Origin of the sequence: Janthinobacterium lividum, assembly GCF_011601275.1 — a bacterium.
GTDB lineage: Bacteria > Pseudomonadota > Gammaproteobacteria > Burkholderiales > Burkholderiaceae_D > Janthinobacterium > Janthinobacterium lividum_E.
Genome location: NZ_JAAOLY010000007.1, coordinates 235383 through 249388 on the forward strand (window position 1 = coordinate 235383; position 14006 = coordinate 249388).

At 62.2% G+C, this 14006-nt stretch carries 11 protein-coding genes and 1 tRNA gene; 6 read left to right on the plus strand and 6 right to left on the minus strand.

Features of this window, described 5'->3' with window-relative positions; translation table 11 throughout:
- Window positions 1-9 precede the first annotated feature (9 nt).
- Genes icmH through GYK42_RS13345 form a run of 3 tightly spaced genes read left to right on the plus strand, consistent with a single transcriptional unit; the run spans window position 10 to window position 5068 of the window.
- On the plus strand, window positions 10-792 hold the full coding sequence (gene icmH / locus GYK42_RS13335; RefSeq protein WP_166447894.1) for a type IVB secretion system protein IcmH/DotU: 783 nt from the start codon (window positions 10-12) through the stop codon (window positions 790-792).
- Window positions 792-4574, plus strand: a complete 3783-nt coding sequence (locus GYK42_RS13340) for a type VI secretion system Vgr family protein (protein ID WP_166447895.1) — start codon at window positions 792-794, stop codon at window positions 4572-4574. Before icmH ends, GYK42_RS13340 begins: the two co-directional genes overlap by 1 nt.
- A gap of 41 nt (window positions 4575-4615) precedes the next feature.
- Window positions 4616-5068: a hypothetical protein gene (locus GYK42_RS13345; RefSeq protein ID WP_166447896.1), complete on the plus strand. Its 453-nt coding sequence runs from the start codon at window positions 4616-4618 to the stop codon at window positions 5066-5068.
- Window positions 5069-5309: 241 nt separating this feature from the next.
- On the opposite strand, the gene GYK42_RS13350 is transcribed toward GYK42_RS13345, so the two are convergent.
- The 6 genes from GYK42_RS13350 to cysS form a co-directional block, all read right to left on the minus strand.
- A tRNA-Ser gene (locus GYK42_RS13350) sits at window positions 5310-5402 on the minus strand.
- A gap of 110 nt (window positions 5403-5512) precedes the next feature.
- Window positions 5513-6760, minus strand: coding sequence for an aspartate kinase (locus tag GYK42_RS13355; RefSeq protein ID WP_034756957.1), 1248 nt, complete (start codon window positions 6758-6760; stop codon window positions 5513-5515).
- 196 nt (window positions 6761-6956) lie between these two features.
- Complete coding sequence (gene tilS, locus GYK42_RS13360) at window positions 6957-8375, minus strand: tRNA lysidine(34) synthetase TilS (protein WP_166447897.1); 1419 nt, start codon at window positions 8373-8375, stop codon at window positions 6957-6959.
- 147 nt (window positions 8376-8522) lie between these two features.
- Window positions 8523-9497 (minus strand): acetyl-CoA carboxylase carboxyltransferase subunit alpha, encoded by a 975-nt coding sequence (locus GYK42_RS13365; RefSeq protein WP_166447898.1) that lies wholly within the window; start codon window positions 9495-9497, stop codon window positions 8523-8525.
- Window positions 9498-9551: 54 nt separating this feature from the next.
- Window positions 9552-10265, minus strand: coding sequence for a DNA-3-methyladenine glycosylase family protein (locus tag GYK42_RS13370; protein ID WP_166447929.1), 714 nt, complete (start codon window positions 10263-10265; stop codon window positions 9552-9554).
- Window positions 10265-11662: a cysteine--tRNA ligase gene (cysS, locus tag GYK42_RS13375; protein ID WP_166447899.1), complete on the minus strand. Its 1398-nt coding sequence runs from the start codon at window positions 11660-11662 to the stop codon at window positions 10265-10267. The genes GYK42_RS13370 and cysS overlap by 1 nt, the downstream gene beginning before the upstream one ends.
- Window positions 11663-11941: 279 nt before the next feature.
- Between cysS and GYK42_RS13380 the strand changes: the two genes are divergently transcribed.
- The 3 genes from GYK42_RS13380 to GYK42_RS13390 all read left to right on the plus strand — a co-directional run bounded on the left by GYK42_RS13380 (window position 11942) and on the right by GYK42_RS13390 (window position 13969).
- The gene (locus GYK42_RS13380; protein ID WP_205711389.1) at window positions 11942-12571 is read left to right on the plus strand and encodes a peptidylprolyl isomerase; all 630 of its coding nucleotides are present in this window, start codon (window positions 11942-11944) and stop codon (window positions 12569-12571) included.
- A gap of 73 nt (window positions 12572-12644) precedes the next feature.
- Window positions 12645-13136 carry a peptidylprolyl isomerase gene (locus GYK42_RS13385; protein WP_034784044.1) on the plus strand — a complete coding sequence of 164 codons (492 nt, stop codon included), beginning with the start codon at window positions 12645-12647 and terminating at the stop codon, window positions 13134-13136.
- 86 nt (window positions 13137-13222) lie between these two features.
- Window positions 13223-13969, plus strand: coding sequence for a UDP-2,3-diacylglucosamine diphosphatase (locus GYK42_RS13390; RefSeq protein ID WP_046683598.1), 747 nt, complete (start codon window positions 13223-13225; stop codon window positions 13967-13969).
- The last annotated feature ends 37 nt before the right edge of the window (window positions 13970-14006 follow it).

The following is a 14006-nucleotide window of genomic DNA, read 5'->3' on the forward strand; positions in this document are numbered from 1 at the left end:
GGTCAAACGATGCATTCCACCGCTCCCCCTTCCCTGATGTCCGGCAGCCAGGCCGCCTATGCCTCCAGCACGGCTGCCGGTCCCGGCACGGAACAAACCTTGATGGACTTGATGTACGACGGTTTTTACGCCCTGTTCATGCTGAAGAACGGCAGCGGGCCGCAAGACAATGCCGATTTCATCAGCAAGATGACGCACTTCCTCGATGAGTTCAGCCGCGGCGCGAAAAAACAGGGCGCGTCGGCGGACGATATCGACGCCGCAAAATATGCGTTCTGCGCGGCCGTCGATGAAATCATCCTGCGCTCGCCCTACAGCATCCGCGACGAATGGGCGCGGCGGCCGTTGCAGCTGGTGCTGTTCGGCGACCAGCTGGCCGGCGAAAACTTCTTCATCCGCCTGGAAGCGCTGCGCGCGCGCGGCAGCGCGCACCTGCAGGCGCTCGAGGTATTCCACATGTGCCTGCTGCTGGGTTTCCAGGGCCGCTACATCCTGGAAGGCCCGGAAAAACTCAACTACCTGACGGCGCGCCTGGGCGACGAAATCGCCCAGATGAAGGGCAAGAAAACCGGCTTCGCCCCGCATGCGGAGCGGCCCGACCAGATCATCCACAAGCTGCGCAACAACGTGCCGCCATGGGTGCTGTGTTCGGTGTTCGCCCTGATCTGCGCGCTGGGCTACCTGGGGCTGCGCACCATGCTGGCCAAGCAGACGGAAGCGCAGATCAATGCCTACAACGACATCGTCAAGCTGGCGCCGCGCGTGGCCAACCTGAGCATTACCCTGCCGTGATGGACGGCGCACAACAAGCCCCCGCCGCCACGGGCCAGTTCGGCACCGGCCTGAGCCAGCATGCGCGGCTCATCACCCTGGCCACGGCGCAGCAGTCCGGGCAGCCCGAGTCGCTGATGGCGGAACAGTTCGAGGGCCGCGAGGCCGTCAATGAACTGTTCCGCTTCGAGGTCGATGCCCTGAGCACCGCGGCCAGCCTGGACCTGGCCTCCTTCATCGGCGAGGAAATGACGCTGTGCCTGCTTCAGCCCGACGGCAGCCAGCGCGCCTGGCACGGCATCTGCACCGATTGCGCCTGGCTGGGCGCCGATGGCGGCGTGGCGCGCTACCGGCTGCGCCTCGAACCGGCCCTGGCGCTGCTGCGGCTGCGCCGCGACAGCTATATTTTCCAGGACAAGCATGCGCGCGACATCGTCACCGAGCTGCTGGCCGACTACCCGCAGTTGCGCTTCGAATTCGACGTCAGCCAGGCGCTGGCCATGCGCGCCATCTGCACCCAGTACCGCGAAAGCGACTTCGATTTCTTCGCGCGCCTGCTGGCCGCCGAAGGCCTGAGCTGGCGCTTCGAGCACGACCAGCCCGGCGGCGCGCAGGAAGGCGGCGACGGCCAGGCGCAGGCCAGGCACAAACTGGTGATCTTCGACAGCAAGGCCACGGCGCCGCAGACGCCGGGCGGCGCCGACATGCGCTTTCACGGCGTGCGCGCCACAGATACGGACGACGCCATCGACTGCTTCGGCGCGCGCCGCCAGGTGCAGTCGAATGCCGTCAGCATCAGCAGCTGGCACCCGGAGCAGGTGACGGCGCCCGCCGCCGAGCAGGTCTCCAGCCTGGAGACGGGGCAATTGCCGCAGCTGGCCGTGTATGACGGCGCCGGCGAGCGCCTGCACGCCGACCGCGCGGCGGCCGGGCCCCACAGCGAGCGCATGCTGCAAGCCCTGGAACTGGACAACAAGCAGTTCGACGGCGCCGGCGCCGTGCGCCGCCTGGCCGCCGGCCACGCCATGCGCCTGCTGCAGCACGAGCAGCATGCCGATGGCGCCAACGCATTCACCGTGCTGTGGGCCGAGCACCAGGCACGCAACAATGCGGGACCGGCGGGCGCCAGCCTGGGCGGCATGCTGTCGCAGCTGGCCAGGACGGCCGGCCTGGGCGGCGTGGCCGACTGGATCAGCGGCCAGATCGAACCGGGCACCTACCGCAACCGCTTCGGCTGCGTGCGCGCCAGCGTGGCCATCGTGCCGCGCGCCACCGCCGCGCGCGCACCGGCCGTGGCGCTGGGTCCGCAGACGGCGCTGGTGGTGGGCCTGGCCGACAGCGTGGCCACCACGGGCCGCGACCATCAGGTGCGCATCCAGTTTGCCTGGCAGCGCGGCAGCGCCGCCAATCCGGGCGGCCTGGCGCACAACACCGACCAGCAGGGCAGCGCACCCGGCAACGAGGCATCCGGCGCCTGGGTGCGCGTGGCCGAAGCGCTGGCCGGCCCCAACTGGGGCTCGCAATTCACGCCGCGCCTGGGCACGGAAGTACTGGTCGACTTCATCGAAGGCGACATGGACCGCCCGCTGGTCGTCGCCCAGCTCTACACGGGCAGCGACACGCCGCCGTATGCGGCCGGCGAGGATTCGGGCGTCAACCATGCGGGCGTCCTGTCGGGCATGCACAGCCACAATTTCGACGGCGCCGGCTACAACCAATGGGTGCTCGACGATACCCGGGGCCAGCTGCGCACCCGGCTCGCTTCGAGCAGCGCCGCCACCGAGCTCAATCTGGGCTACCTGGTGCAGCAAGGCGCCACCACGGCGCAACGGGGCAGCTACCGCGGCAGCGGCTTTGAATTGCGCACCGATGCCTGGGCCATGCTGCGCGCCGGCGAAGGCATGCTGATCTCGACCACGGCGCGCGCGCGCCAGGGCGCCGGCGTGGCGTCGAGCCAGCTCGACACCAAGGAAGCACTGGCCCTGCTGCGCGGCGCCTGTGAACTGAGCAAGACGGTGGCGACGTCGGCTAGCCAGCAAAAAGCCCTCGTCAGCAAGGATGCAAACCAGGCGCAGCTGGACATGGCGGCGCAGATCGACCCGCAGCAGGACGGCAAGTACCAGGCCGCTGTCGGCGGCCAGGAAGCCAGCAAGGCGGGCAGCGGCACGCGCGCCCCCGATACGGCGCAGCCTGTGGAACGCTACGCCCAGCCGCTCGTGCTGATGGAGTCGCCCAGCAGCATCAACTGGGCGACGCCCGCTTCGACCGTGCTGTTCGCGGGCCAGCAGCTGCACTGGACGGCGCAGGCAGACCTGCACATGACGGCCGGCCAGACGGTTGCATCGGTGGCGGCCAACGCGGCCACGCTGTTCAGCCAGGAAGGTGGCATCAAGGCTGTCGCGGGCAACGGCCCCGTCTCACTCGAAGCACATACCGACCAGCTGGAAATCCTCGCCGATCAAGCCGTCACGGTGATCTCCGTGAGCGACAGCATCGACATCAAGGCCAACCAGAAAATCGTCCTGCAGGCGGGACAATCGTCGATCACGCTCGAAGGCGGCGACATCACCTTCCGCTGCCCGGGCAATTTCACCGTCAAGGGCGGGCAGCATGTCTTCAACGGCGGCGCCAGCGCGGCCGCCGGCCTGCCGCCTTTGCCCGACAGCCGCCTGAAACTGTTCGACGAAGGCTTCGTGCTGAAAGACCGCGACACGGGCGAACTGATGCCGCGCCAGCCGTACCGCGTCAAGCGCGCCGATGGCAGTATCGAAACGGGCATGACGGACGCCAGGGGCTTGACCCATGTCGTGGCCGCCGCCGCCGTCGAGGCGCTGGTGATCGAACTGCTCAAGTCGCCGGGCCAGTTGCCCGAGACGTCGGACAGCCCTGCGCCCGCGCCCGGCACGACGGCCAAGGCGCCGCCCAAGCCCGAGCCGAAATTCAAGGAAACGGGGACTTCAAGCACCAGCCCCGTCGACAACAAGCAGCGCAAGGAAGTGCTGATCAAGCGGCCCGCCTGCTGGATCGACGACTACGAAAAGGAGATCGACGTCTCCAGTGTGCCGCGCTACAACAACACTTTCGGCGCCAATGGCGCGCCGCATAATTATTTCGATACCGTGCGCTACAAGATCTACGTGCCCGTCAAGTCGAATACCAGCATCATCGCCGAATTGCGCGTCAAGGCGATCACGGTGCTCGATGCGGCCGACCAGGCGCTGGAAGAGCGCGAGCGGGGCACCCCTCAGGCGGCGGCCAGGGTCAAGCAGCGCGCCGCCGCCATCAAGTACGTCAAGGGCATCGCCACCGCAGGCCTGGAAGCCCACTGGAACAATAAATTTCAAATGGAAATCCGCGATCCCGAATGCGGCACGCGCATCCTGCCCATCGTCTACCGCATCGTCTACGTGGAAAGCAACGAGCACTACCTCATGCAGATCCACAAGCGCTACGATCGCGAGGGCGTGACGGGTACCGTGATCGACGTTTCCCCCTCCACCAACGGCCAGGTGCACGCCCATGAGTTCGGCCACTGCTATGGCATTCCCGACGAATACTCGTATGTCGAAGGGGACGATGAAACCGTCAAGTACATGAAGCCGGACGGCACCTGGGACGCGCCCGTGTCGGCGCTGTCGGACGACGAGGAACCGGAAGCGCGGCTGGCCAATATCATGAACTCGGTCGGCTCCACGATTGTCTATCACCGCCACGCCTGGCAAATCGCCATCGAAGTGCAAGAATTGCTGCGCGCGGAAATAGGACGGAAAATCAAATGCGATATCATCCTCATCCGCTCCTAGCCGCACTGCTTGCAGTGTCCCTCCACCTTACAGGAAACGCCATGCCGAACGACGTACTTTCCGTTAGCGCCCATTGCCTCGACAACCCGGCCTGCATTTTCACGGGCAGCGACATGCGCATCGAGGTCGTCATCAAGAATACCGGCAGCACGGCCGTCGGCTATCCGCTCGACTACATTCAGCAGCGCGGCCCCAACCTGCGCCTGATCGACAATGCCAGCGAGCGCAGCCAGGTACTGAAGACCGGCCTGGCGGACCATGCGCTCAAGCGCGCCTTCACCACCATCGCTCCGGGGCAGTCGGTGGCGCTGCAAACCATCATCAAGCATACGGAGCTGCTGCTGTTCCGCAAGGAATTCGTCGATGTGACGGCCGAAATCGGCGTCTCGGCGGGGATCCGGACGGACGGCAGCGAGGAAGCGCTGCCCTTCAAGGGCGGGACGAACTTGAAGATTATTGGCAGGGATACTCTGGAGCGGGAGGCGAAGCGGTGATGCTGGTCCTCTGGGTGATGCCGGGGGGGGGACTGCGTGATGCTGGCTATGCTGGCTGTGGGGCACGATGCGTAGGTGCTGGCCGCTACGGCTTGAGATGAGGGGACGGCGTTGGCCGCTGCGCGGTGGCTGGGCGATTCGGATAGCCTCGCGCCCCTCAGGGCGCTGCGTCTTCGAATCCCACCGTTCCGTCCAGACAAACAAAAAAGCCTCCCGCAGGGGAGGCTTTTTTATTTGATTCTGGCGGAGACGGTGGGATTCGAACCCACGATACAGGTATAAGCCGTATGCATCCTTAGCAGGGATGTGCCTTCGGCCACTCGGCCACGTCTCCTAGCTGATTACTCAACTATGTCTCTGTAGCTAACTGCGCTGCAGCGACGAACGTCATAATATCGATTGCCCCCCTTTTGGTCAAGGGCGTGGGGCAATATTTTTGGATATTTAAGCTTTTTCCAGCTCGAACGCCTTATGCAGCGCGCGCACGGCCAGTTCCATGTACTTTTCATCGATCAGCACGGAGATCTTGATCTCGGAAGTGGAGATCATCATGATGTTGATGCCCTCTTCCGACAGGGTACGGAACATTTGCGATGCGACGCCAACGTGGCTGCGCATGCCCACGCCGACGACGGACAGTTTCGACACTTTCGCGTCGCCCGTGATGCTGGCCGCGCCCAGCGATTCGCGGTTCGCTTCCAGCACGGCCAGCGCGCGCGTGTATTCGCCGCGCGAGACGGTGAAGGTGAAGTCCGTTTTACCGTCGACCGACTGATTCTGTATGATCATGTCGACTTCGATGTTCGCGTCGGCAACCGGTCCCAGGATGTGGTACGCCACGCCTGGACGGTCGGGCACGCCGAGCACGGTGATTTTGGCTTCATCGCGGTTGAAGGCGATGCCGGAGATGACTGCTTGTTCCATGTTTGTATCTTCCTCAAACGAAATCAGGGTGCCTGAATTGGCTTCTATTTCCAGCGGCAACATCGGGTCGGTCAGCGACGACAGCACGCGCGTGGGTACACGGTAATTGCCGGCAAATTCCACCGAACGCGTTTGCAGCACTTTGGAGCCCAGCGAAGCCAGTTCCAGCATTTCTTCAAAGGTGATGGTCTTCAGGCGGCGCGCCTCGGAGACCACGCGCGGGTCGGTCGTGTAGACGCCGTCGACGTCCGTGAAGATCAGGCATTCGGACGCCTTCATGGCGGCGGCGATCGCCACGGCTGACGTGTCCGAACCGCCGCGGCCCAAGGTCGCGATGTTGTCGTGTTCGTCGACGCCCTGGAAACCGGTAATGATGACAATCTTGCCCGCATCGAGGTCGCGTTTGACTTTTTCGTCATCGATCGACTGGATGCGTGCCTTGGTAAAGGCGGAATCGGTCTTGATCGCGACTTGCCAGCCAGCATAGGATACGGCTTGTTTGCCGATCGCCAGCAGTGCCATCGACAATAGGCCGACGGATACTTGTTCGCCTGTCGAGGCGATCATGTCAAGTTCACGGGGATCGGGTTGATCCATGATTTCCTTGGCCAGTCCAATCAGGCGGTTGGTTTCGCCCGACATGGCGGATGGCACCACCACGATTTGATGCCCAGCGTCGTGCCACTTGGCAACGCGCTTGGCGACATTCTTGATACGGTCAGTCGAGCCCATCGACGTACCGCCATATTTGTGGACGATTAAAGCCATAAGAGTGAAGTTTCCGCTCAAGAAGAATAAAAAAGGAGGGCTTTACTCTACATGCCGCAATGCAAAATAACAAGCTAAAAAGCGCATTAGCTCATACAGATTGGGTATATGGAAATAAGCTATCCATGCAGTCCAGCCGGCTTGCACAGCCACTTGGCGACCACCCCGGGAGTGGCCGTGGCGGCTGCCCCTACGCTCAGCAGGAGACCCAGCGCAAGGCGACGCGGGGACGATCCAACAGACTCAGGCAATGGCAATCGAGGCCAATACCAGCCGCGAACAGCAATTGTTGCGCCGCACAGACAAGGGGCAGGCGTTCGCGCTCCCAGGCGGGCACGTCAAACGCCTGGTAATGGTATTTCAAGCTCTTCGTGGGACGGTTCAAGGCCAGTTTCAGGCGCTCGCCGCCCTGGCGGAAATCGATGCTCAAGGTTTGAGATTGCAACCAAGTAATATCAATACCTTGTCCGCCCTCTTCCACCGCATCGAAATGCAGCACGCCGCCATACGCGGGAAACGCCAGGTTCGCTTCGCCCTGCCATTTGAACTCCTGGCTGGCCTTTTCCAGGCCGGGAATGCCCGCGTCGCTCTTGTCGCGCATGCCGGCCAGGTCATTCAGCTTCGGCGTCAGATATAAACGGTCGCGGTGGCGCCGCACGTGGCATTCAGGGTGCGTGACCAGCAACTGCGCATCGGGCCGCGCTTCCAGCAATTGCGCCAGCATTTCCGCCAGCCACGCCGTCGATGGCATGCGCAAGCCGCGCGTGCCGAACCAGTGGCGCAGCAGGTTGTAGCAGCGGTCCGCGCTCAACTCGCGCAATTTCGCCAGTTCGACGCAGTCGCCATCGAGGCACGCCGCCAGATCCTGCGTCGCCAGTTCCGTCAACAGGCGCTGCGCCGATTGCGCGTGCTGGGCACTGCGGGCGAAACGCTCCTGGAAACCGGGAAACGCCTGCGCCAGCACGGGCATCACCTGGTGCCGCAGGGCATTGCGGGCAAAGCGGGGATCGTCGTTCGATTCGTCGTGGATGTGCGCGATCGCATGTTTCGCCACATACGCTTCGAGCTGTTTGCGCGACACGGGCAGCAAGGGGCGCGCCATCACCAGGTCCGGGTTGCCCAGCAACTCGGGCGCGCTGTTGGCGCCATCCATGCCGGACAGGCCCGCCGTGCCCGAGCCGCGCAGCAATTGCAGCAGCACGGTTTCTGCCTGATCATCCTGGTGGTGGGCGGTGAGCAGCAAGCGCACGCCGTGCGTAGCGCACAGCTCGCCCAAGGCCGCATAACGGCGCTTGCGGGCCGCCTCCTCCGTGCCCGTCTTCGCATTTTTCTCCAAGGTGATTTTGCGCGCCTCGAAGGCGATGCCCATGCCGCCGCACAATTGCGCGCAGTGGGCCAGCCACGCATCCGCATTCGGGCTCAGGCCGTGGTGCACGTGAAACGCGTGCAAGGCCACGCCATGCTCTTGCGCCCAGGCATGCGCCAGGTGCAGCAGGGCCGAGGAATCGAGGCCGCCGCTCAGGGCAATGCCGACCGTCTCGCCGGCTTGCGGTGCGCAGGTTTCCAACGCACTGGCGAAAATGTCGGCGACGGTGGCGGTTTGTTGCTTTTTCAATGTGGACTCCGGGAATGCAAAGAGGGACAGGCTGCTAAACGGATGGTGTCGTTTAGCGGACTGTCCCTGGTGTGTTCTACTGTCTTGTCGGCTTACGTCCTGTCGGCTTACGCTGCGCTAAGCCGACCTACGCCGACCAGCGATGGCTTACTCGCTTGGCGTGGTTTCCTTGAACTTGCCGTAGCTCAGCAGTTTTTCATGGCGCGCGGCCAGCAGGTCCTTGGTTTTCATGCCCTGGAACTGACGCAGGGTATCGGCCAGTGCGCGTTTGAGCAAGGTGGCCATCTGTTTCGGATCGCGGTGGGCGCCGCCCAGCGGTTCGTTGATGATCTTGTCGATCAGGCCCATGGCTTTCAGGCGGTGCGCCGTCAGGCCCAGCGCTTCGGCCGCGTCGGAGGCGCGCTCGGCGCTCTTCCACAGGATCGAGGCGCAGCCTTCCGGCGAGATCACGGCGTAGGTCGAATATTGCAGCATCAGGGTGGCGTCGCCCACGGCGATGGCCAGCGCGCCGCCGGAACCGCCTTCACCGATGATGGTGGCGATCAGCGGCACTTTCAGCTCGGCCATCACGTACAGGTTGTGACCGATGGCTTCCGACTGGCCGCGCTCTTCCGCGTCGATGCCGGGGAAAGCGCCTGGCGTGTCCACAAAAGTAAAGATCGGCAAGTTGAACTTTTCAGCCACTTTCATCAGACGCATGGCCTTGCGGTAGCCTTCCGGTTTCGGCATGCCGAAATTACGCATGGCGCGCTCTTTCGTGTCGCGGCCCTTCTGATGGCCGATGACCATGCACGGCTGCCCATTGAAGCGGGCCAGGCCGCCGACGACGGACAGATCGTCCGCATAGCTGCGGTCGCCATGCAATTCGTGGAAGTCGGTAAAGATTTCATTCACGTAATCCATGGTGTAGGGGCGTTGCGGGTGGCGCGCGATCTGCGCCACTTGCCATGGCGTCAGCTTGGCGTAGATATCCTTGGTCAGCTGCTGGCTCTTCTTGGCCAGGCGGTCGATCTCTTCCGAGATGTCGACGGCCGAATCGTCTTGCACGAAGCGCAACTCTTCGATCTTGGAATCGAGTTCCGCGATCGGCTGTTCAAAATTGAGGAAAGTCGTTTTAGTCATTGTACCTCCAGGTTTTACCGGCCACGGCGCCAGGGCGCGCGGCGTCATCTATGTTTATTTTACCGTACCGGCTGGTGCGCCGGGGGCTGCATCGGGTGCGGCAGGGGCGGCTGCAGGGTCGAGACTGCGCCACAAATACCACGTCGCCACGGTGCGCCACGGTTCCCAATTGGCGGAAACTTCGCGCGCATCGCTGCGGGAAACTGGTTCGCCGGAGAAATAATTGACGCTGATGCCCTGGATCAAACCGGGGTCGTCGAGCGGCAAGACATTCGGCCGGAGCAGATTAAATATCAGAAACATCTCGGCTGTCCAGCGGCCGATGCCGCGGATTTGCACCAGTTCGGCGATGACGGCTTCGTCATCCATCTGGTCCCACTGGCTCGCGTGCACGCGCTTGGCCTTGAAATGGTCGGCCAGGTCGAGGATGTATTCGGTCTTGCGTTTGGACAAGCCGCAGGCGGAAAGCTGCTCGGCGCCCGCCTTGAGTACTTGCGAAGGCGTGCATTTCGGGCAAGCCAGCAGCAGCTTTTTCCAGGCGGCATCTGCCGCCTTGGGCGTGATCTGCTGTCCCACCAGCGAACGGGCCAGGGTGGTAAACGGGTCGCTATGGCCGACCAGGTGCAGGTCGCCAAATTGCGGGATGAGCTTTTTCATGATGCGGTCGCGCTTCATCAGCTCGATCTTCGCCTCTTCCCAGTAATGCGGCACCTGGATCACCTGCGCAGCTGTTACTGGCGCTTCCCCGTTTTCCCTGGACGTTGACATCATGCGCGGCGCCAGTTGGTCGAGCCGTCAGGCTTGTCTTCGAGAATGATGCCTGCGGCCAACAATTCGGCGCGGATCTTGTCGGACTGGGCAAAGTCGCGCGCCTTTTTCGCCGCGCTGCGCGCTGCGATGGCCGCTTCGATGCCGGCCGCTTCGTCCTGGCCGCCAGCGGCGGCGCCGACAGTCGCTTGCAGGAATTGCTGCGGCGTGCGTTCGAGCAAGCCGAACACGCCCGCCAGGCCCTTCAATTGACGCGCCAGCGCTGGCGACTTGCTCTTGTTCACTTCCGTTGCCAGATCGAACAGGGCGGCCACGGCCAGCGGCGTGTTGAAATCGTCATCCATGGCTTCCGCCACGCGCACGGCATGCGCTTCGTTCCAGTCGATGGTGCCCTCTTCCACCGCCACGTCAGCCAGCGCCGTGTACAAGCGGGTCAGGGACAGACGCGCATCGTCGAGGTGCACGTCCGAGTAATTGAGGGGGCTGCGGTAGTGCGCGCGCAGGATGAAGAAGCGGATCACTTCGGCATCGAACTTTTGCAGCACTTCGCGGATGGTGAAGAAGTTGCCGAGCGACTTCGACATTTTTTCATTGTCCAGGCGCACGAAACCGTTATGTATCCAGTAATTGACGCTGGTATGGCCGAACGCGCCTTCGGATTGGGCGATCTCGTTTTCGTGGTGCGGGAATTGCAAGTCCGCCCCGCCGCCATGGATGTCGAACTGCTCACCAAGCAAGGCGCAGGACATGGCCGAGCACTCGATATGCCAGCCCGGGCGGCCCTTGCCCCACTTCGAATCCCATTTGACTTCTTCCGGCTCGGACTCTTTCGACGACTTCCACAGCACGAAGTCGAGCGGATCGCGCTTGCCCGTGTTGACGTCGACACGTTCGCCCGCGCGCAGGTCGTCGAGCGACTTGCCCGACAGCTTGCCGTAGTGGGGGAAATTGCGCACGGCATAATTCACGTCGCCATCCGCGCCCTGGTAAGCCAGGTCTTTCGCTTCCAGCTGCTCGATCAGGCGCAGCATCTGCGGCACGTATTCGGTGGCGCGCGGCGTGTGGTCGGGCGTCAAGATGCCCAGCGCGGCCGTGTCTTCATCCATGTACTGGGTGAAACGCGTCGTCAGCTGGGAAATCGTCTCGCCGTTTTCCACGGCGCGACGGATGATCTTGTCGTCGATGTCCGTAATGTTGCGCACATAGGTGACGTCGAGACCGGACGCCTTCAGCCAGCGGTAGATGACGTCGAACGCCATCATCATGCGCGCATGGCCGATATGGCAATAATCGTAGATGGTCATGCCGCACACGTACATGCGTACCTTGCCCGCTTCCATCGGGACGAATACCTGCTTCTCGCGCGCCAGGGTGTTGTAAATCTTTAGATTGCTCATCGTACTTTGCAAGTGGAGCGGCCGCCAGCCTGGCAAAACGACAGACAGGCGCGGACACCGGGGGTGCCGCGCCACAGAACTGCCGTGTGCGCCAAAGACTGTACGACCCGCTATATTGTTGTTCTTGTTTGTTAGAATTAGGGCGTTAGCGGTCAAGTATAACATTGATAAAAACCATACTGGCCCGATATGAATCAGGTTTTTACGATGTTCAACCGAATTTTCATTTCTTTACAATTAAAGCAAGTTTAAAGAAAAATAACGATCAAGGACGCCTTCATGCAAGAAACCAAATCGAAACGCCTGTCTTTCCTGGCCCGTTTTTGCACCCTGTTTGCCGGCCTGACCCTGGGCAGCGCCGTCGTGGCGGCCGCTCCGGTGACCGCCCTCGACCCCACGCCCCACGTGGCCCTGAAAACCAGCATGGGCGAAATCGTGCTGGAACTGAACCAGGAAAAAGCGCCGCAAAGTGTGGCCAATTTCTTGCAGTACGTCAAAAGCGGTTATTACAAGGGCACCGTGTTTCACCGCGTCATCGACGGCTTCATGATACAGGGAGGCGGCTTCGACAAGAACATGAAGCAGAAAGCCACCAAGGCGCCGATCAAGAATGAAGCGCAGAACGGCTTGCAAAACGTCACCTACAGCATCGCCATGGCGCGCACTGGCGACCCGCATTCGGCCACCGCGCAATTCTTTATCAACGTCAATGACAATGGTGCGCTCGACTACCCGGGCCGCGACGGTTTCGGCTACACGGTGTTCGGCAAAGTCGTCAGCGGCATGGACGTGGTCGACAAGATCAAGGCCGTGCCCGTGGCCGACAAGGGCCCGCACCAGAACGTGCCGGTCACCCCCGTGGTGATCGAATCGGCGACTTTACTCAAGTCCGCGCCCGCAAAACTGTAAAATAGCGTTTTTACGGCGCCGGCCTGCCTGGCGCCGCTGAATCAATTATTCATCCAATTTATTAAGGATCATCATGACCTCCGTCATCATCACCACCAATCTGGGCAAGATCACCGCTGAACTGGACGCCGAGAAAGCGCCGAAAACGGTTGCCAACTTCCTGGCTTACATGAAAGCCGGTCACTACGACAACACGATTTTCCACCGCGTCATCGACGGCTTCATGATCCAGGGCGGCGGTTTCGAACCAGGCATGAAACAAAAGCCGGCCGATACCACCGTGGAAAACGAAGCCAAGAACGGCCTGAAAAACGACACCTACACCCTGGCCATGGCCCGCACGTCGGATCCGCATTCGGCATCGGCCCAGTTCTTCATCAACATCAAGAACAACAGCTTCCTCGACTACCCAGGCCAGGACGGCTGGGGCTACGCCGTGTTCGGTAAAGTCACCGAAGGCAAGGAAGTCGTCGACGCCATCCGTGCCGTCAAAACCTCGCGCGCCGGCATGTTCGCCGATGTGCCAGTGACCGATGTCATCATCGAAAAAGTTGAAGCGGTTTAATTCGGTTACAGCATCATGAATAACAGGCATTGCAGCGTTTGCGCCTCTCCATGCACATCACTTTTTGGGAGCGTTGAACGATGACAATGCCTGCCGCACTCTTTATTTCCGACCTGCATCTGCAGAGCTCGCACCCGCGCACCAGCGCGGCGTTTCTTTCTTTCCTGGAACACCATGCGCAATATGCGCAAGCGCTGTATCTATTAGGCGACCTGTTCGAATACTGGGCCGGCGACGATGACCTGGAAGACCCGTTCAATGCGCGCATGACGGCTGCCATCCGCGCCGTCAGCGATGCGGGCGTGCACGTCTACTGGATCGCCGGTAATCGCGACTTTCTTGTCGGCTCCGGCTTTGCCGCCGCCGCCGGCGCCACCCTGCTCAGTGAACCGCACGTGGCCACGATAGCCGGCCAGCGCATCGTCTTGCTGCATGGCGACGCTGAATGCACGAAAGACGTCAGCTACATGGAGTTTCGCGCCATGGTGCGCCAGCCCGCCTGGCAAAAACAGTTCCTGTCCATGCCGCTGGCGCAGCGCAAGGCCATCATCGACGGTTTGCGCCAGAGCAGCCGCGAGCACAATGGCGAAAAATCCATGGATATCATGGATGTCACCCCCGATGCTGTCGCGCAAGTGTTTGCCGAACATGCGAGCACCATCATGATTCACGGCCACACGCACCGCCCCGCCCTGCACCAGGTCGACCATACCCTGCGCTATGTCCTGCCGGACTGGGAATGCGATGTCACGCCGCCGCGCGGCGGCTGGATCGCCATCGATACGCGCGGCAACATCACGCGCCACGACCTGAACGGCGACATCATCGACTAGACCCGCGCCGACGGCCGCACGGGCGTTTGTCCGATAG

Bases quoted from the DNA above. Each gene is read 5' to 3' on its own strand.
- icmH (WP_166447894.1), top strand. From the start codon at position 10: ATGCATTCCACCGCTCCCCCTTCCCTGATGTCCGGCAGCCAGGCCGCC.
- GYK42_RS13340 (WP_166447895.1), top strand. From the start codon at position 792: ATGGACGGCGCACAACAAGCCCCCGCCGCCACGGGCCAGTTCGGCACC.
- GYK42_RS13345 (WP_166447896.1), top strand. From the start codon at position 4,616: ATGCCGAACGACGTACTTTCCGTTAGCGCCCATTGCCTCGACAACCCG.
- GYK42_RS13355 (WP_034756957.1), bottom strand. From the start codon at position 6,760: ATGGCTTTAATCGTCCACAAATATGGCGGTACGTCGATGGGCTCGACT.
- GYK42_RS13365 (WP_166447898.1), bottom strand. From the start codon at position 9,497: ATGACTAAAACGACTTTCCTCAATTTTGAACAGCCGATCGCGGAACTC.
- GYK42_RS13370 (WP_166447929.1), bottom strand. From the start codon at position 10,265: ATGTCAACGTCCAGGGAAAACGGGGAAGCGCCAGTAACAGCTGCGCAG.
- cysS (WP_166447899.1), bottom strand. From the start codon at position 11,662: ATGAGCAATCTAAAGATTTACAACACCCTGGCGCGCGAGAAGCAGGTA.
- GYK42_RS13380 (WP_205711389.1), top strand. From the start codon at position 11,942: ATGCAAGAAACCAAATCGAAACGCCTGTCTTTCCTGGCCCGTTTTTGC.
- GYK42_RS13385 (WP_034784044.1), top strand. From the start codon at position 12,645: ATGACCTCCGTCATCATCACCACCAATCTGGGCAAGATCACCGCTGAA.
- GYK42_RS13390 (WP_046683598.1), top strand. From the start codon at position 13,223: ATGCCTGCCGCACTCTTTATTTCCGACCTGCATCTGCAGAGCTCGCAC.